This is a genomic window from Ktedonobacter racemifer DSM 44963 (assembly GCF_000178855.1).
Classification (GTDB): domain Bacteria; phylum Chloroflexota; class Ktedonobacteria; order Ktedonobacterales; family Ktedonobacteraceae; genus Ktedonobacter; species Ktedonobacter racemifer.
Genome location: NZ_ADVG01000001.1, coordinates 3,270,689 through 3,289,273, shown reverse-complemented (window position 1 = coordinate 3,289,273; position 18,585 = coordinate 3,270,689). Strand labels below are relative to the sequence as shown.

Genomic DNA, 18,585 nt, shown 5'->3' with positions numbered 1-18,585 from the left:
GGGTTTACCGATTCCACCGTCCCATGACGGGGTGTTCACTTCATCCCTAGACGGACGAGTGATTTCCCAGTATCCAATCGTACAGTTTGCTTGCTGCTCGAAGATAGCATAGTATTCCTTCAATAGTCTTCTTGAGGTCAGAGTAGGTACACATCTTCGCTACCAGAGATGGGGGCAGGTATAAGGGAGATTGACCGCATATATGTCGAATAGAAAGCAAACCAAGTGTCTCATGCCTGTCTCACATGAGACACTCCTCACTATTCTCGAGACGCTTCCTGGTGCCTTGTTTGTGCTCGATGAGGCCGATACCATTGTGTATGCCAATGCGAGCGCACAGGCCATGCTAGGCGCCGCACCAGAGACCCTTGTTGGAAACAGCTTCTGGCGCTGCGCTCCTCAACTGGTGAGCACTTCGCTCTACCAGGCTGTGCGCAAAACGAAACAGACTCGAGCACTGACCGAAGTGGAGTATGTTTCTCCCGTGATCCAGACCTGGCTGCACGTACATCTCTCTCCGACCATTGGGGGACTTACGTTGCAGTTTCACGAGATGGGAGTACCAGCCCACTGCCAGGAGACGGTTCCCCAGCGCGAGTCCCTCTGCATGGATGTCCTCGATAACGTGCATGCCGGGATCGTCTTTCTGACGCCTGAGGGGATCGTATTGGATATCAATGAGATCCCGTTAAACAGTGCGCACATCCGACGCGAGGAAGTGGTTGGCAAACCCTTGGTCGAAGGCCCCTGGTGGTCATCTTCTCCTCCCAGTCAAGCGCAATTACGCGCCGCCATCGCGCGAGCCAGCAAGGGCGAAACCGTGCATTTCGAGGCCCTGGTCCAGCCCAGAGAAGGGATGAACCTTCACCTTGCATTCGCGATCACCCCCCGCATGGATGCGGAGCATCACATCAAGTACCTCGTCCTCGCTGGCATTGACATCACCGCACGCAAACGAGCCGAAGCAGATATCCATACCTTCATCGATGCTATCCCCCAGCTGTTCTGGACCGGACGACCGGACGGTTATCATGACTCGTTTAATCAACGCTGGCGCGACTATACCTGCCAGAGCACTGAAGAGGCCCAGGGGGAGGGATGGATGCAGTGTCTCCATCCTGAGGACCGGCAACGCGTCCGCTCCGTCTGGCAGCGCACCGTCCAGACCGGTGGGGTATATGAAACGGAACTGCGCCTGCGCCATGGCACGACCGGGGAGTATCGCTGGTTTTTAGTCCGTGCCTTGCCGGTGCGCAATGAAACAGGTCAGATTGTCAAATGGGCTGGCACTTGCACCGACATTGAGGAGCAGAAACGGACGGAGCAGCAGCTCAAAGAAAGCCGGGAGCATTTGCATGTGCTCACCGAAATGGTACCACAGCTGGTGTGGACGACGTCGCCAGATGGCCGTGTTGACTACTGTAATCAGCGCTTTCAAGAGGTGACGCAGGCCGATTTTGAGCAGATACGGGACTATGGATGGCGTCAATATCTGCATCCTGAAGATGCTGAGCGTGTGCTCATGCTTCGGCAACATTCCCTCACAACGGGTGAGCTCTTTGAGAGCGAACATCGTCTCAAGGACGGTCAAACTGGAGCCTATCGCTGGTTCTTAGCCCGCGCCATGCCGGTGCGCGACGAAGCAGGCCAGATCGTGAAGTGGTTTGGCACCTGTACCGACATCGACGAGCAGAAACAAACGGAACAAAGGCTGAAAGAGAGTGAAGAACAATTTCGGGTGTTGGCCGAAACAGTGCCACAGCTCGTGTGGGTGGCACGACCCGACGGTCAACATGAGTACACGAACCAGCACTGGTGTGACTACACCGGGTTCACGTTAGAGAACGTACAAAGCGACCGATGGGCTCATCTCCAGTGCATCCATCCCGATGATCGTGAACGCAACCGAGCTCTCTGGCAGCATGCCCTGGAGACGGGAGACATGTTTGAGTATGAAGAGCGTCTCAGACATGCTCAGACCGGGGAGTATCGCTGGTTCTTAGCCCGTGCGCTGCCGGTGCGCAATGAAGCAGGCCAGATCGTGAAGTGGTTTGGCACCAGCACTGACATCGAGGAGCAGAAACGGGTGGAGCAGCATCTCAAAGAGAGCCAAGAGAGCTTGCGCGTGCTGGCCGAAACAGTGCCGCAACTGGTGTGGGTGAGACGATCCGACGGCCTGTACGAATACACGAACCAGCGCTGGTGTGACTACACCGGGTTGACGCTTGAACAAGTCCAAAGCGATCTCTGGGCGTATCTCCAGGTCATCCATCCCGGTGATCGGGAAGGCAACCGAGCGCACTTGCAGCGTGCTCTGGACACGGGAACCATGTATGAGCATGAAGCGCGTGTCAGAAATGCTCAAACGGGAGAGTATCGCTGGCTCTTAATGCGCGCCATGCCAGTGCGCGATGAAACCGGCCAGATCGTCAAGTGGTTTGGCACTGGCACCGACATTGATGAGCGGAAACGAATGGAGGAAGCCTTACGCCAGAGCCAGGAGCGCATCCGCGCCCTTATCGACTCCAATATTATCGGGATTGTTTCTGTCGAGGGGGAGGAGGACGTGTTGGTGGAAGCCAATGATGCGTATCTCCACATGACTGGTTATACCCAGGAGGATGTGCGCAGCAGAGCGCTGAGCGTGGAGAGCACCACTCCCCCAGAACATGCGCCTCTCTTCCAGCGCGCGCTCCAGGAGTTAGTCACACGCGGGCAACATACGCCCTTTGAAACAGAACTGGTGTGTCAAGATGGCAGTCGCCTGCCGGTGTTGGTGGGTGGCGTCATCTTCCAGGAGCGTCCACGCCGGGTCGTCGCCTTTGTGCTGGATAATTCGGCGCGCAAGGAACTGGAACAGCGCAAGGATGACTTTATCAGCATGGCCAGCCATGAACTCAGGAACCCACTCACAGCCCTGAAAATGCAGACCACCTTGCTGCACCGACAACTGGCAAAGCAAGGCATCCAGGCTCCGGCACTTTCCAGCATGAAGACCCAGATCAACAAACTCATCCGGTTGGTGGAAGAGTTGCTGGATGTCTCCAAGATCCAGGCAGGCAGACTGGAGTATCGGCAGGAGACGGTGGATCTCGACGCGTTGCTGCGGGAGATTGCCAACACCATGCAGCAAACTAACCCGAGCCATACTATTGTGATGCGTGGCGCAGTGCAGACTAGCCTGCTGGCGGATCGAGACCGACTGGGACAGGTGTTCACCAACCTGCTCAGCAATGCCATCAAGTATTCCCCCGGCGCAGAGACCGTCGAGATGGATCTCTCCGCCACCGAAGATGCGGTCACGATCCGTGTGCGCGATCATGGCCTGGGTATCCCGCGAGAGCAGCGCGACAAGATTTTTGAGCGCTTCTATCGGGTCGCAGGTTCCACACAGCGAGCGATCCCCGGTCTGGGCATGGGACTCTACATTGTGGCGGAGATCGTCAAGCGTCATGGGGGAACCATCACAGTGGAGAGCGATGTCGGAAACGGATCGACCTTTACGGTCACCCTTCCCAAGAGGGGAGATGCCTGGATAGTTGACGCGCATGCTACGGGCGGCATCTGAGCCGATGATGGCGGAAGCGGTTTCAGCAGGGAGAACTCCGCCATCAGAGACGAGATTCGTGTGGGCACTTTCGTTCGTCACTCGCTGCCTGAACCTGACCGCTTTGCTTTCATCACGGAGGCAAATCGGCTCTTGTGCATCCTGCATATTTAGCGGGTCGCTTTATCCAAGAAGATCTGCGATACGATCAATCTGCTCGATTGCGGTGCTCCACGTAAAGAATACCAGCTCATCGGTGCCTATCTGCTCAAGGAAGTGCATGGTGTCCAGGAGTTGCTGCGTCGTCGTGAGCAGCATCGCCGATTTGGATGCGACGAAAGAAGGGAGCGTGGCATAGTAGTCGAGCAGATGCTTCCGGCCCTCTTCCACCCCGTTCTTCTCAAGCGCTATATCGATCTGAGCAACGAGATGGGGCCTGCCAGCCCTGCCAGCTTCTTGCCACCTCTGCTCAAGCGCGCGAAACGTTTGCTCAATCTGTTTGCTCTCGTTTGTCCCAGCAATGATGCCATCAGCAAAGCGCGCAACTCGTTGGATCGTACCTGTTGTGTACCCACCAAGAAGCAGCTTTGGTCCATGGGTCTGAGCAGGCTGAGGCCCAATTGGCCCCACGTTGGCGCAAGCTGGCTGCCCGGCCCAGATGCGCTTCATCTGCTCCAGTTGCTCTTCCAGCCGTTTCCCGCGATGCTCATATGGCATTCCTGTAGCGAGATAGTCATCTTCCCTTCCACCAAGCCCGATCCCGAGAGTAAGACGTCCCCTGGAAAGAAGATCCAGGGTCGCGCTCTCCTTGGCAAGAATGGTGGTATTGCGGGCAAGAGAGATCAAGACCTCTGTCATCAGGCGAACACGGGTTGTGAGTGCTGCGGCTGCCGCCAAGGTCACGAGTGGTTCAAAATTCGAGTAGACGATGCGATCAAGCACACTGAGGGTAGAAAAGGGGCCAGCGTCTACTCGTCTGACCCATTCCTCAAAATGGTCCGGTGACGTGATGGTTGGAGGAATGTTCAATCCTATCTTCATGGGTCTTCTGTTTCTCCTTCATTATGCGATCAGCGCCTCTGTCAGGCGAGAAACTCGGCGAGCGGGAAGGAGCGATGGCTCCGAGGTGGGACCAGGTAGTTCTGCCGGTGGGTCGTGAACAGGACCGAATTAATGCCTGCGCCGTGGGAGCGCGGGGAGAGTTTGAGTACTGTCCCATCGGGATAGTAGCCGTCCATCGCGAGCCGTGTGCGATTGAAGTTGCCAATCGTCGGCTGGAAGATGATAAAGTGCATGCCAGCAGCGGGCTTGGTACTGAAGTGATTTCCGGTTGGGTCCGAGCTATAGTGGAACGGATTGTCCACCGTATTGAAATCGCCGCGCGCGGAGACGGCTATCCCAGCCGGGTAGGTCTTACCGTAGTTGGTGGTCGTCGGCGTGGTCTGGCGTACAATCGATTGCATACTCCCACTATGACCGTAGGCCTGGTATTTCTGGACATCTTGAGCAATGTTGGAATCGCTCAACTCCGTTGGTGGATTCACCGTGAGCGTTCCCGAAGCGGTTGAGAGGCCAGGCCGGAACATCGCCCGGACGCGATCAGGAAACGCGGAGAAGTCCTGGCTCCCGCGCCCATACCAGGTTTCCAGATCTTCAAAGAGGTGCGAGAGGTGCATGGTGGTTCCTTGTTTGAAATACCCGTTGGGCCATTGATCGGTCTGGCCCGGGATGGTCTCCAAACTGGGAATATTGTCGGGGGCCATATTCGCCTGTAACGTTGTGGTGAAGCCGAGGAAAACCTGCGCGTGGGGAGGAATAGACTCCGCGCCGGGAATCTTCGCCGCCAGAGCGACCTTGCTTGGTATGCTCTGTTGTCCATAGAATCCCCCGCCGGTAGAGCCTCGGCGAATACTGGTCACTGTGAAGAGACTGCCCGCCTGGTTGCTGCCTGTCCCGAAGATGGCATTGGTGGCCGCCATGATATTGTCCAAGGAGTCGCTGCGTAGGATCACGACCACGTCATTTTGCTCCAGGCGCACCGGCCCAAAGCCAGCAGGTGGGTGGTCGCTCGGGAACGTCATGGCCTCCTGGACCGCATACACCTTCTGTTTTTGCTTCTGAGACGTCGCCAGGTCAACCGGCATATACTCCGGGTAGCGCGTTCCCGCCTTGAAAAAACTCGAAGATTTCCCCAAACTTGGGATATAGTGCTGGAAATAGGGGAGTCCCCAGGCGACCTGGATGGTCACTCCGTTGGAAGTAGCAGGCGAAAATTGCTGTTCCAGACCCTGAAGGACGGACTCCAAATGGTGCTGCGCCTCCTGCAAGGCTTTCGCATTCGCCGGGACTTTTATTTTCGCGGTGATGATATGATTGTGCAGGGGATGGAGCTCCACCGGAATCGTGTCAGGGCCACTACCGCTTACACCTGCACTAGTAACGTTGACGATGCGAGTGCTCGGGACGATATACTGTTCTGGCGGCAAAGGCTGGGTGGCAGCGAAAGCAACCTGCTCGGGTTTTTGCGCAAGATTATCGATGAGCTCATAGAAGACGCCAGCAGATGCCAGGGCCATGCTGAGGGTACGTCCTGTCTCTGCAAGGAACTCCCGTCGACTCATTCCCTGCTGGTGTCGTTCTGCAAATGCATCATTATCGTTATTTGACATAAGGTATTTCCTTCTACCTGATCGTTAAGCTCTCCCACCACTTCTTGTCTATCTACAGGAAGTATACATTCATATACAAAGGCAACCGGTCAGGATCAGGAGGGTATAGAAACTGACCCTACGTCTCTGGCAAGGTTCTCTCACTCTCTAGCCAGTTTGCCCCAGCACGGAAAAGCGATGGAATCATTGCGGATCGAGCTGCCAAAATGCACCAGGTCGCCCGCGACCTGGGCCTGGTCGAGCCCGAGAAAGGCCACATAGCGGGCCTCTTCCTCGACTCCCGCCGTTTGCAGCACATTGCTGAGACGCACGCCTCGCTAGCTGGCGGTGCTGATTTGATCAGCACCCCAGAGGATTTCTCCCAGCAGAGGACGAATGGCCGCCAGCGTACTGGTTGACCCTTCTCTGTGCGCCTCAAATGACGACTGGTTGCTTCTGTTTGTGCAGCGCATCCATGACCATCTGGTTGAGATGCAGATGGTCCTGCACCAGGGCAGGGGTGGTCAACGCCATCCACTGGTTCAGCGACACGTCAGCAAAGCGATTACCCTTGAACATCTCCAGGAAGCGCAGCGGCGTTTCACCCGTATTCTCAATATAGTGCCCCATGGCGAATGGGACATAGCCCACGTCCCCAGCCTGATAGTCGAACGTGCGAGCCTTGCCCCCGGACGCAAACACGGTCATACGCCCCTGGCCTTCGATATAATACTGCCATTCATCATTATTGGGGTGCCAGTGCAACTCCCGTAACCCGCCCGGTTCAACTTCCACCAGCGCCGCAGCAATCGTCGTTGAGGCGGGAAAGTTGGTCGAGTCAACGATGCGTACCATCCCACCTCTACTGCGAATCGGCTCCTGTTCCATCAACCGATAGGCGAAGCTCTGTGGCACGGTGCCGTTGGGGGCAGAGACCTCGTCAGCGGATAAATCGCCAGGGACGTTCCTCTGAAAAATATAGCGCTCATGCGCCGGGATGCTGGCAAAATTGCTTTCTGCTACACCGAAGTTCTTTGCCAGAATCTCTTTAGGAGTGTGTGCGAACCAGTCCGTGATCAGGAAAGTCTCATTCTCGGAGAAACTGCCGTTATCGAACACTAACAGGAATTCGCAGCCTTCCTTCAGACCCTGAATCGAGTGCGGGATGCCGGCAGGGAAGAACCAGAGGTCCCCTTCGCTGACATCCTCGATGAAGTTGCGCCCATCCTGATCCACCGCCGTCAGGCGGGCGCGACCGTTGAGCATGAGAGCCCATTCAGATTCCTTATGCCAATGCAACTCTCGCACCCCACCTGCGGTCAAGCGCATATTCACGCCCGCCATTGAGGTCGAGATGGGCAGCTCCCGCACCGTCACCTCGCGCGCCCAGCCTCCCTCAGAGAGCCGATTGTGCGCATTAGAAAACGAGAACTTCAGATTAGGAATCGTGCCAGCGTCAGTACGGGGCGGGGTTAGCAAATCGGGGTTCTGGAGGTCCAGCAAGACATTGCGCGGACCTGGATCGGTTGCCCCAGCTCCGTCTGCCATCGGTTGGGGTACCTCACTGGTCTCTAAGGCGAGGTTCAGCGGTTGTTTCTTCATAGTCTTTGTCCTTTTGCGGTACCTACGGCTAGTGGTGGAATTTCATTGAGTGTGTTGTGCTGCTGTTCGAGCACGAAAGTTAGATGCCAGGGCCAGGCACAAAATGCCTGCTCTGGTGCCTGAGTAGTGCCAGGTCTCTCACCTGCATGTACTTCTACTATACCCAGCCCACCCAAAGCGGGTGCTCGTCTTTCCCTCACGCCTTTTGATCGTTCTGGGGAGTGGACTACTTGTGACAGGGGTTGCCGTCTTTCTCGCCTCTGTCTTGCTTCAAGGGACCACAGTTCCTTTTGTGGCTCGTGGTTGGGGGTGTTGCTCCTACCCCAGGATCTCAGGAAGCCAAGAACCGTTCTTTGAACGTGTAGACCTTTGCTCATTGCGTAAGAGGGAGGTGGTAATTTCCCCGAAACCTGGGTTTGGCATAATTTAGGCGAAGGATGAGCTTGATTAAAAAGACTCATCCTTTAATCCTTTCATTGGATTCACACCGCCAATTACTCCCCCCGGAGCGGTCCACTACATGGAGCAGGGCTGGCCTAAGAAGAGGGTTTCATCATGCTTCTCACATGGAAGAAGCAGTTGGTTTTGTGAGACACGTTTGTCCCGTTTTTTCGCTAAAATGCTCCCCACCCGACTCCATGCAAGATCATCTCGATGGCACTGACGAGCAACACCAACAAGAAGATCAGCCGAAGCAGTTTGTTGCTGATGCTCGCGAGCAGGCGTGCTCCGACCAGTGCGCCAACGAGAATGCCCAGCGCGACCGGAGCCGCGACCAGCGGGGGAATGTCCCCACGCAAGAAATAGATGCCCGCGCTGGCCGCCGCCGTGACCCCAATCATGAAATTGGAGGTCGTCGTACTGACCTTGATCGGCAACCGCATCAAGGAGTCCAGCGCGATGACCTTAAAGGTTCCGCTGCCAATGCCCAGGAGTCCTGAGATCAGGCCAGCAACGTACATCATAGCCAGTCCCCAGGGAGTGCGCGTTACCTGATATGCCACATCCTTCCCCAGTTTTTGGTCAGGGTAGGTACTGGAAAGATGCAACCAGGTTGCCAGGTGATCGTTTTTCACCCCCTGAGGAGTGTCTTCGCCGATTTCGACCACCAATGGCGCGGCAGAAAGCAAGAGAATAACTCCAAAGATGATGTTCAGCAAATTGGAAGCCAGCACACCGGCGAGAAACGCCCCGCTGATCGCTCCGATCGTGGTGGCAATCTCCAGAAACATCCCAATGCGCAGATTGGTGAGGCGATCGCGCACGTAGGCTGCTGCCGCGCCGCTGGAGGTCGCGATGACCGAGATGATGCTCGCGCCAATGGCAAACACGACGGGCAGCTTGAAGACCAGGATAAGCAGCGGCACAATCAGTACGCCACCGCCGAGACCCACAAGCGAGCCGAGTAAACCCGCGGCGATCGACGCCAGGAAAATCAGCACGGGAGCCAGCGCGGAAAACTGTATCCCGCCAGTCAGCGCGGCGTGTTGCCCGGAACTCCAGGTGCCCACGCCAAAGATACTGAACAGCAAAATAGCCAGCACTAGACAGGTAATGACCACATAGGTGCGATCACGTTTCACGACAAACGTCACGATTGAGACCGCCACGCGCAAAACAGGAGTGGCAATCAGCAACAGGAGGCCCAGCGTGATGACCCCCTGGGGGTGCCATTGGGCCAGGCTGGCTACCAGTGCGGACCAGGTGAACGGAAAGACCAGTAAGCGCTCTGAAGTAAGCCCCCCTGGTCGAGTGGGAAGCAGAATAATCCCAATCAACATCACCGCAGCGCTGATCAACACGCCGCCTTGCAGAACCCAGCCAATCAGAGCAGTCGCCCAGCCATATGGGTAGGGTGCTGGCTCCTGCTGATGTTCAGATGGGTCTGAGCCCTGCTGATCCCCACCAGAAACATGGTGCGCCGAGAAAAAGGAACGTAGGTGTTGTATCACTCGAACCTCCTCAAAACCCTTCCGATTCTTCCACTTTTGACCAGAGGATCTTCTTGAGACACGTTTGTGTATGACTTGGACGATCCTGCCCTTCTTCGAGAGAGAACATCACCACACATAATGACAATTCATAATTTGCATTGAAATCATAGCCTGTTGGAATAATACAAGAGCAATCCGTAAATTTTTGTACACATGGCTGGGTTGCCTCCTTCTCTTTTCAGTGTGAGAGTGTAGACAACCTGTACATTGCAGATAAAGCGCGAGATGTGGAGGATTAGCTATGTGGCCAGAGCGAACCTAACCAGCGTCCTAGCCTGTTTGTGGTTGGCGTTGATGTTTTTCTGTCCGAGGAAGGCGAGATCGCCTCTGGTTTGGGCTGATATGGAGTGCGATTGCGTGCGACCTGTGCCATGAGTGCATGGTGGCGGCGAACTGCAAAGGCCTGGCGAGGAGAGGAGGCTTCCAGCCTCTTCAGGAAGAGGTTCATAGGAGGCAAGGCCAGGAGGGGCCGGGCAAGGGGATAAAGCGACCAGTAGAGGGTAAAGATCGCGGATTGACGCCCCAATTGGAGCCAGGCCGTGATCCATCCCAGAATTTCGGTTGGCGTGAGGGTAGAGAGGGCCAGGCGATAGATCGCCGGGTAATATTTGGGTGTATTCAGGACGACACGTGTATAGTCGAGCCAGCCGACGCGATCCTTAAAGAAATCATTGGTGACGCGAGGTCCAAGGTCATACAGGACGCGGCAGAAGACATTCAGCGTCTCGTTGACCTGCCAGGGGACTTCGCGCGCGGCGGGTTTCGCAATCATGAATTTACTAAAGGCGCGTGCCACGGCTGGAACGGCCTCGGAGGCTCGAATTTGGTCGAGGTTGGAAGCGCTCAGTAAATCATGCTCCAGGGCGTAGGCCAGGAGGGTCGTAATACGGCGCAGATTGCGGACGTAGGAGCCGAAGCCACAGAAGGTGAGCGGCGATTGAAAGGCCGCGGCATCGCCCAGGGAGATGACGCGATCATAGGCCAGAACCTTCTGCTCTTGCTGCCAGGGAAGGGTAATGTTGTAGCCCGCAGGAATGAAGCCATAGACTGGCTTGAGGATCTCCACCTCGCTTGTGTCTTTGTAATCAGGAAGCAGGGCGAAGAAATCATCAAAGAGTTCAAACAGGTCGACGCGTTGCCCGGTCTCCGCGTAGTAGAAGAGATAGACCGCGACCTGGTCGTTGCGTCCAGGGAAAGCCTCCCAGATAAGCTGGCGCTCGCGCCGCGCATCTTCCGTGGTCACCAGTATCTCTCCTAGCGCGGAATCAATCGCATCTGGAGCAGAACCCTGCTTATATCCGCGTGCGACCGTACCCACGGTTGGGCAGACAAGCGAGAAGGGGCGGCCACAATTGAGCTGACAGGCGATGGGCGAGGTTGAACCCATACCATCGACCAGGAGGTGGGCGGCATAGAGGTGCGTCTCGCCATGTATGCTTACATGCACATTGACATTGCGCTGTGGATCGACAAAGCAGCGCTCAAAGGTCGTCTGGTGCAGGATAAAGTTGGCCTGGCCCCCTCGTGGCCGATGAGCCTGGATTTTCTGTACACACAATTGGGTGAGCCGCTCCGCATCGACGGCAATGTTGAGCACATCTTGTAAGTGAAGCTCTGCCGCGGGTACCCCAATATGCTCGGAGGAGAAGCGCACCAGGCCATCCGCGTACTCGCGCTGAATAATCTGTTCCAATTCCTCAGGTGTCAGTAAGCCAACAGCCAGCAGCTCATTGAGTTCCTCGCGCGAGATGTTCCATTCGCGATGGACCGCTCCCACGGTAAAGCGATCAAAGACGAGCACGCGCAGGTTATAGCGTAGCGTCATTACGGCGGCGTGCAGGAGGTTGAGACCCCCACCCGCGTAGATAATGTCGAAGGTATCGACGGCTGGTAGATCCTGGGTGATGCCATTGCCGACAACTTCGACATACTTCTTCTCCGAAAACCCTGAGCGCGAAGCGCTAGGCACGCTAGTGGCGTTGGGTTTCGGAATAAGATCATCGTCACGAAATGCACCTGAAAGCAGCAATCCCTGCCAGGACTGGTTGAGGTCCTGAATGCGGCGGAGATGCTCTTCCGCCTGGGGAATATGCGCGAAAGCAGCAGCCAGGCGAGGGTAGCGCACTGAGAGCTGATCCAGGTGTGTCTGCTGCATTGTTTTTCCTATAGTTCATTCAGGAAAGGAGTCACGGCATTCATAAAGTGAGCGAAGCGGTCGCGCCGGATATTATGCCCCGTTCCTTCGATATGCACCACCTGGCAGCGTGGATTGATCTGCTGAAGCTCACTGGCCAGGGAGGGCGTAACATTTGCTCCACGCTGATTCTCGCCGGTGATGATCAAACTGGGACAGGTGATACGCGCGACCACTTCGCGCCAGGGCGTCTGGTGCCAGGGGACCTGTAAGCTGTCCGCGATATGCTCAAAGACGGCCATATCGAACTGGTCCTGAGCCGTCATCCAGGGACCAAGATCATCGGTGGTCCAGAGTGGTTGCTCAAACTGTGCCTGCTCCAGGCGATCCTCATGCGAGAGATCCTTCTGGCTCTGGATATAGGTCTTCCAGTGCTCGACCTCAATTTTGTGGTGTTCATCGCTCTCATCCTGGGTCTCCCGCCAGGCGGGATCTTCAAGCACGAGGGCGCGTACCAGGTCAGGGCGTTGAGCGGCTACAACCGCTGCGTTACTTGCTCCCATGGAGTGTCCCATGAGAATGGCCTGCTGAATGCCAAGCGCTTCAAGCAAGGCGATGGTATCATTGGCCAGGTCTTGATAGGTAAAGCCAGGTGTTTGCTCAATGCTGGTCAGGCCATGAAAGCGCGCATCCGGAAGTAGAATATCGAAATCGCGTGCAAGCGTTTCGGCGACGCGATGCCCATTGAGCCCATTGTCATAGAAGCCATGAAGGAAGACAATAGGAGGCTTTTCGCCGCCAGTGCGTAGGTAGTGAATTGTGAGACCATTTGCCTCAACGGTCTGAGTAGGCCAGCGTACCATGAATAGAAACTCCTTAAGACAGTTTTTCCCCTATTGTAATATCCACTTCCCACCGGGAACTACGGATGCGTTCGGAGCGGCGGCGTAAATTGAAACGCTCTAATGGTATGAGGCGCCCAAACTCAGCATAGGGTAATACATCGGTCACGAATTCCTCGCCGATTATGTTTTGTTGCTGCCCGCCCCTCGTGGATGCGCTCCTCTTGCGAGGTCCATAGACGAGCAGTTGAAGCAAGACAAGGATGGGCTGAATTGCCCCAACGGGCAGGAGTTGTGAGCCGAGGACGACAATCAACCGCCCGCCTGGGCGTAGCACCCTGGCTATTTCCGCAATGGTGTCTGGATGGAAGATGTACTCGCTGGGAAAGGTGCTGACCACAGTGTCAAATGAGGCATCACCAAAGGGCAGCGCCTGGGCCGAACCCTGAATAATCAGTCCCGAGGTGCCAACGTGGCGTTTACGCAAGGTGTCGCGCGCGGCAGAGACCATTTCGGGCGAGTGCTCCACGGCCTGACAGGTGTAACCGGCTTCGAGCATATCGGCCAGCAGGTCTCCAAGTCCACAGCCCAGTTCCAGCACATGTTGTCCCTGAATACGAGAGAGGACAAGGCGTTGCCAGGTACGCCACTGGCCCGCGAAGGGGACGGTGCTGGCGAAGCGATAGAGATAGCGATTGCGATAGAGCGTTTCGAAAAGCGCTTTGCGTAGGGTTGGAAGCATCGTGACCTCTCGCGCCTGCGGCGCTTGCCTGGGTTGTGGGTGTGGTGCTCCCTGGTAGTCTACGACCACCAGGGAGCACCACACCCACAACCGGCAGAAGTAAGTTACATATGGCGTTAGAAAAAGAGGCGCCGCACAGTAAAGTGTGCGGCGCTTCCATATGATGCTACGTCTGAAGTCAGATGTGCGACGAGAATTACTCCTCGTTGCTAGGATTGAGAACATCATCGACCAGGCCGTACTCAACTGCCTGCTGTGCGCTGAGGTAGTAGTTACGGTCAGAGTCCTGCATGATGCGCTCGATGGTCTGGCCTGTATGCTTGGCAAGAATCTCGTAGAGATTGCGGCGCAAGCGCAGGATTTCGCGCGCGGTAATCTCGATATCGGCTGCCTGGCCTTCCGCGCCACCGAGAGGCTGGTGGATCAGCACGGTGGAGTTCGGAAGAGTATAGCGCTTGCCCTTCTGGCCAGCGGCCAGAATGACTGCGCCCATGCTCATTGCCATACCCATGCAGAAGGTGGAGACGTCGGGACGTAGCCACTGCATGGTGTCGTAGATCGCGAGACCGGCGTAGATGACACCACCTGGTGAGTTGATGTACATCTGGATGTCTTTGGTAGCGTCCTCGCTCTGGAGATACAACAACTGGGCGACTACGCTGTTGGCAACCTGATCATCGATGGGAGTACCCACGAAGATGATACGCTCTTTCAGCAAGCGAGAATAGAGGTCCCAACTGCGCTCACCGCGAGGTGTTGACTCGACGACGGCGGGAATAATGCCGCGTGGCTCCAGAAATTCACTGGACTCCTTGACCCATTTCGGATCACGGGGATTGAAAACACTACCCATGTTAACTCCTCACTTATCTATCACGCTCTCCCTTCCAGGGTGGAAGGGCATAAACCTGTTACAGGAACGATGTGTGCGCAAGAAGCCCACGATGTGGGGATATTTACCGTTATGATAGCACCTGGATGTGTCAAACGCAAGGACAAGAAGTTCTGACATGCAAAAGCATGTTGTTAAGTTAAAGGAAGTATATGGATGTGATGCGGGCAGCCAAAGGCTGCCCGCATCACATCCATATACTTCCTTTAACTTTATTACTCATCGTGGCCGGGATGAACAACGCGATAATCGTGGGCCTGGTTCATATTGACGCGGCGCACCAGGCTGATATCGCCCAGGCGCGAACGGATGCGCTCATCGATATCCTGTAGGCCCTTAGGATTAGCAGTAATGACCGTCGGCATGCTCATGTTGTAGCGATAGTTTAAGAGCTGGAAGAGCTTCTCTTTGGCCCACTGGGAACTCTGCTGTGCCCCTAGGTCATCGAGGATGAGGACGCCTGCCTCGCGCATCTTAGAGAAGAGTTGGTCGTATACCTCGGTAGCATTGGGGGCGAAGGCGGCCCGCAGGTGGTCGAGGAGGTCGGGGACCACGGAGAAAAGCACGACATCCCCCGCCTCTAACCGCTGATGCGCAATGGCGAGGCCAAGATGTGTCTTCCCGCAGCCATTGGGGCCTACCAGGAGTAGCCAGCCTTGAGGGTCGCGTGCGAACTCCAGCGCGGCTCCATAGGCTTCACTGACGCCAGAGAGCTGAGGTCGAAAGGTTTTGAAGTTGCGGTCCTGGTAGGCGTCCAGGTTTGACATCTCGCGTAGCTGTGCACGGCGTTTCTCTTTGGTCTCGGTGATCTTGCAGGTACAGGGAATGGGCTTGCCAAAGTTGGGATGGCCAAAGTTGACGTTGGCGCGTAGGTAGCCCGCGCCTTTGCAATGGGGGCAGCGTGCTCGTGCTGGCTGTAAGGCCCGGCTTTCGACTGGCTCCGGCAGGCGTGGGTGCCTGGCGAGATCGCGCGTGATAGCCTCGCGAAAGGCCTCTGTCTCCAGGCGCTCACGGCGTAATTCTTCCAGGTGGCGTGGATCGAGCGGCTGTGTAACACGAGCATGATACTGAGGCTGCGCTACCGGGGGCTGTGCCGCAACCGGCAGTTGGGGCTGTGGCGCGCGCGTAGGCGGCAGGTGTGGTTGTATCTGCTGTCCAGGGTGAGATGGCATTGGCATGCTCATATCACGGGTAGTGTGGGTCGCACGTGGCGGCGTGGGCGTGTTGTAGCGTGCCGCGGGTGGTTGCCCGGGGCGTGGCGCATAGTTAGGCTGATAGGGCGCATGAAACGGCGACGTTTGGAGCGTCTCTACATCTGTACGCTGCGCATCATAGGCGACCGGATTGGGATTGGGATTATTATAATAATTATTATTGTAGCCCTCGTCGCTGTCCCCTTCCCAATCCCCATACATTATCCCTGGACCATCCTCGTACCCTTCCTCATTGCTCCACTCCTCAACGACGTCTGCTGGTAGTGCATGGGCGTAGTCATCGTGATGGTAGGGAGGATAGCCAGGGCGAGACGGCATCGGCGTCCTGGGTGCCTGCCCCTGGGTGCGGCGATGTTGCGCTGGGTAGTGCGTCGCGGTCGCGCTATTGAGTGGTGGCTGGACACCTGAGCCACGCGGCCGAGGGCGTGCAGGCAGTTCATAGGCCTCGCCTTCGTAGGTATGGCCGCTTTCTGTATAGGGATAGTCGGTAAAGGCCGCTGTCTGCGGATCGCCTTGCCCGCCAGAGAGGAAGCGTGTGGTGGGTATTGAAGGCATCTGCGGCGCCTGTGCCTGGTTGGCTGGCGGTAACTCCGCTCTCCGATTATCCGGGCGCATACGTGCCTCGGGCTGTGGATGACGTGGATAGGCGGCTGGGCGTGGCGGAGCCGCGCCTATAGGCGTGCCTGGACGACGATGCTGTTGCTCATCCACGTTGGGTTGGCGCCTGGATTGTGTGCGACTAAAAATACGATTCAGGCTCTCCATGATTGCCTGCCTTCCGTTTCCCAGCGCTTAAGAATAGCGCGAATATAACTCCAACTGCGTTTATTATTTTCTACGGCTTCGCGAAACGCATCCTCAATCCACTCTGGTGGGAGGCGCTCGGCATAATCTTCTAGCTGTTGCGCAATCATTGGACCAAGCAGTCCAATGTTTTGTTCATAAAGTGTAAAGATATTTGGTCGATCAACCTGAACCTGTGCATAGGCTGGCTCTGCTGGGGGCGGAGGGGCATGCCCTCTAGATGTAGCATACTCTCCCGCGGCAACAGCCCGTTTTTGTTCCGGAGGCCCCTGCTCTTCGTGTATTTTCAACAAGCTGCCAGGCATCATCTCACCGCCCTCGATCGCCTCAACCACCTTGCGGCTGCGGGCAGTATTGAAGAAGTACCAGGCAATGACGTCATCGCCCTCATTCAGGAGGCGTAAATGGACGCATAGCAGCGTGCCACGCGCGACCGCTTGCTCCAGGCCAAGTTGTAGACGCTCTTCTGGCGGGCGTGGATCACCGCGGCGCCTGAGGCCCTGTAATAGGAGCTGATCACCGAGTAGCTGCCTATCGCTCACACAGCGCGGATTACCTTGCATACGTGCCAGAACCCAGAAGAGATGCAGGGTCACCTTCAACTCGGCGCTATCTTCAATCTCTGGCAGCAATTGTGTAAAGAAGACCTCTGGTATTGGCACAAAGGGATTATTTTTCCCGGCAGGGAATCCGGCAAACGCATTCATAGCTGTCCACCTCCACCCTTACTCTTCGACGCTCGATGAGACATCGACTTCCAGGTCCGCAAAGCGCGTCTGGCTCGCCTTGAAGAAGAGGCTCACCTCACCCACAGGGCCATTTCTATGCTTGGCAACGATTATATCTGCAATATTTTTACGCTCAGTATCAGGATTATATACTTCATCCCTGTAAATGAACATCACTATATCACTATCTTGCTCGATACTCCCAGATTCTCTCAGGTCGGAGAGCTGAGGGACCTTGGATTGGCGGCTCTCGACGGTACGGGAGAGCTGCGCCAGGGCCAGCACGGGCACATCAAGTTCACGGGCCAGGCCTTTCAGGTTACGGCTGATCTCGGAGACCTCCTGCACGCGGTTCTCGTTGCGCTTGCCGCCGACGGAGGATTGCATGAGCTGGAGGTAGTCGACGATGATCAGGTCCAATCCTCCCTGCTCGCTGGCGAGGCGGCGCGCCTTACTGCGCATCTCCATGGTGGAGATGCCCGCCGTATCGTCGATGTAGATGCGTGCCTGCGAGAGGCGCCCCATGGCCTGTTCGATACTTCCCCAGTCTTCGTCCTCGATCCAGCCAGTACGTAGGCGTTGCTGGTCGATGCCGGCCTCCATAGAGAGGAAGCGCTGCACCAGCTGCTCCTTACTCATCTCCAGACTGAAGACGGCTACGCTGTGCTTGTAGTCGACAGCGGCATTGCGCGCCAAGCTCAGGGCAAATGAGGTTTTACCAACGGCGGGACGCGCCGCCAGGATGAGCAGGTCCGAGCGTTGGAGACCGCCCGTCAGGCGGTCGAGATCGGTGAAGCCGGTAGGCACGCCCACGATGGTGCCACGACGCTCATGTAGCTGCTCCAGCTTCACTAAATAGCTGGTGAGAACGTCGTTAATAGCGGAGAAATCTGAGCGGGACGTGCTCTGGCTGATCTCAAAGATAAGCTGCTCGGCCTTGTCCAGGGCCACGTCGGCATCGCCCTCGTCATAGGCCACGGCGGCGATCTGCCCGGCGGCGTGAATCAGGCGCCGGAGGATGGCGGTACGGGACACGATATGCCCATAGTGCTCAACGTTGGCGCTGGTGGGAACAAGGTTGACAAGCGAGGTGATATAGTCGGCCCCGCCGACCTCTTCGAGTTTTCCCTGCTGCTCTAGCTCGTCACAAATGGTGATAAAGTCGGCGGGCTCATGTTGCTCGTAAAGCTGAACAATAACTTCGAAGATGACGCGGTGCGCGTCGCGGTAGAAGTCTTCGGCGCGTAGAAAGTCCGCCACCTGAACGATAGCTTCAGGATCGATAATGATACTCCCAAGTACACCGCACTCGGCCTCTACATTTTGCGGTAGCAGTTTTTCCACGTCAGCGACTCCAGCATCTACGAATAACTAAGAAAAATATGATCTGTATTTCAGATGGGAAAGTGTGTGCTCAAAGTGTAACGAATCTGGCGCC

General features: G+C 56.3%; 13 protein-coding genes and 1 pseudogene. 1 reads left to right on the top strand and 13 read right to left on the bottom strand.

Annotation, left to right across the window (positions count from 1 at the left end):
- Positions 1-202: 202 nt before the first annotated feature.
- Positions 203-3,568, top strand: coding sequence for a PAS domain S-box protein (locus KRAC_RS13925; protein WP_007907971.1), 3,366 nt, complete (start codon positions 203-205; stop codon positions 3,566-3,568).
- 162 nt (positions 3,569-3,730) lie between these two features.
- On the opposite strand, the gene KRAC_RS13920 is transcribed toward KRAC_RS13925, so the two are convergent.
- The 13 genes and pseudogenes from KRAC_RS13920 to dnaB all read right to left on the bottom strand — a co-directional run bounded on the left by KRAC_RS13920 (position 3,731) and on the right by dnaB (position 18,491).
- Entirely contained in the window at positions 3,731-4,588 is an 858-nt protein-coding gene (locus KRAC_RS13920; protein ID WP_007907970.1) for an LLM class flavin-dependent oxidoreductase, read from the bottom strand.
- A 41-nt stretch (positions 4,589-4,629) separates the two neighbouring features.
- Positions 4,630-6,216, bottom strand: coding sequence for a DUF7405 family protein (locus KRAC_RS13915; protein ID WP_007907969.1), 1,587 nt, complete (start codon positions 6,214-6,216; stop codon positions 4,630-4,632).
- 140 nt (positions 6,217-6,356) lie between these two features.
- Positions 6,357-6,527, bottom strand: coding sequence for a molybdopterin-binding protein (locus tag KRAC_RS71195; protein ID WP_157506432.1), 171 nt, complete (start codon positions 6,525-6,527; stop codon positions 6,357-6,359).
- A gap of 103 nt (positions 6,528-6,630) precedes the next feature.
- Positions 6,631-7,797 (bottom strand): oxalate decarboxylase family bicupin, encoded by a 1,167-nt coding sequence (locus KRAC_RS13905; RefSeq protein WP_007907963.1) that lies wholly within the window; start codon positions 7,795-7,797, stop codon positions 6,631-6,633.
- A 614-nt stretch (positions 7,798-8,411) separates the two neighbouring features.
- Entirely contained in the window at positions 8,412-9,248 is an 837-nt protein-coding gene (locus tag KRAC_RS79480; protein ID WP_040443589.1) for a sulfite exporter TauE/SafE family protein, read from the bottom strand.
- Positions 9,249-9,323: 75 nt separating this feature from the next.
- A pseudogene (locus KRAC_RS79475) lies at positions 9,324-9,749 on the bottom strand (DUF1634 domain-containing protein); the annotation flags it as partial.
- Positions 9,750-10,026: 277 nt separating this feature from the next.
- Entirely contained in the window at positions 10,027-11,946 is a 1,920-nt protein-coding gene (locus KRAC_RS13895; protein ID WP_007907960.1) for a hypothetical protein, read from the bottom strand.
- An 8-nt stretch (positions 11,947-11,954) separates the two neighbouring features.
- A complete protein-coding gene (locus KRAC_RS61535) occupies positions 11,955-12,788 on the bottom strand; it encodes an alpha/beta fold hydrolase (protein WP_007907959.1) in 834 nt (277 codons plus the stop codon).
- A 13-nt stretch (positions 12,789-12,801) separates the two neighbouring features.
- Positions 12,802-13,509, bottom strand: a complete 708-nt coding sequence (locus KRAC_RS61530; RefSeq protein ID WP_007907958.1) for a class I SAM-dependent methyltransferase — start codon at positions 13,507-13,509, stop codon at positions 12,802-12,804.
- A 196-nt stretch (positions 13,510-13,705) separates the two neighbouring features.
- Positions 13,706-14,362, bottom strand: coding sequence for an ATP-dependent Clp endopeptidase proteolytic subunit ClpP (clpP, locus tag KRAC_RS13880; protein ID WP_007907957.1), 657 nt, complete (start codon positions 14,360-14,362; stop codon positions 13,706-13,708).
- Between the two features lie 254 nt (positions 14,363-14,616).
- Complete coding sequence (locus tag KRAC_RS74545; RefSeq protein ID WP_007907955.1) at positions 14,617-16,380, bottom strand: ATP-binding protein; 1,764 nt, start codon at positions 16,378-16,380, stop codon at positions 14,617-14,619.
- Positions 16,368-17,126: a DnaD domain-containing protein gene (locus KRAC_RS61525; RefSeq protein ID WP_007907954.1), complete on the bottom strand. Its 759-nt coding sequence runs from the start codon at positions 17,124-17,126 to the stop codon at positions 16,368-16,370. Before KRAC_RS61525 ends, KRAC_RS74545 begins: the two co-directional genes overlap by 13 nt.
- An 18-nt stretch (positions 17,127-17,144) precedes the next feature.
- Complete coding sequence (dnaB, locus tag KRAC_RS13865; protein ID WP_007907952.1) at positions 17,145-18,491, bottom strand: replicative DNA helicase; 1,347 nt, start codon at positions 18,489-18,491, stop codon at positions 17,145-17,147.
- Positions 18,492-18,585: the final 94 nt, after the last annotated feature.

Bases quoted from the DNA above. Each gene is read 5' to 3' on its own strand.
- KRAC_RS61525 (WP_007907954.1), bottom strand. From the start codon at position 17,126: ATGAATGCGTTTGCCGGATTCCCTGCCGGGAAAAATAATCCCTTTGTG.
- KRAC_RS13895 (WP_007907960.1), bottom strand. From the start codon at position 11,946: ATGCAGCAGACACACCTGGATCAGCTCTCAGTGCGCTACCCTCGCCTG.
- KRAC_RS13920 (WP_007907970.1), bottom strand. From the start codon at position 4,588: ATGAAGATAGGATTGAACATTCCTCCAACCATCACGTCACCGGACCAT.
- KRAC_RS74545 (WP_007907955.1), bottom strand. From the start codon at position 16,380: ATGGAGAGCCTGAATCGTATTTTTAGTCGCACACAATCCAGGCGCCAA.
- clpP (WP_007907957.1), bottom strand. From the start codon at position 14,362: ATGGGTAGTGTTTTCAATCCCCGTGATCCGAAATGGGTCAAGGAGTCC.
- KRAC_RS61530 (WP_007907958.1), bottom strand. From the start codon at position 13,509: ATGCTTCCAACCCTACGCAAAGCGCTTTTCGAAACGCTCTATCGCAAT.
- KRAC_RS13915 (WP_007907969.1), bottom strand. From the start codon at position 6,216: ATGTCAAATAACGATAATGATGCATTTGCAGAACGACACCAGCAGGGA.
- KRAC_RS13925 (WP_007907971.1), top strand. From the start codon at position 203: ATGTCGAATAGAAAGCAAACCAAGTGTCTCATGCCTGTCTCACATGAG.
- KRAC_RS13905 (WP_007907963.1), bottom strand. From the start codon at position 7,797: ATGAAGAAACAACCGCTGAACCTCGCCTTAGAGACCAGTGAGGTACCC.
- KRAC_RS61535 (WP_007907959.1), bottom strand. From the start codon at position 12,788: ATGGTACGCTGGCCTACTCAGACCGTTGAGGCAAATGGTCTCACAATT.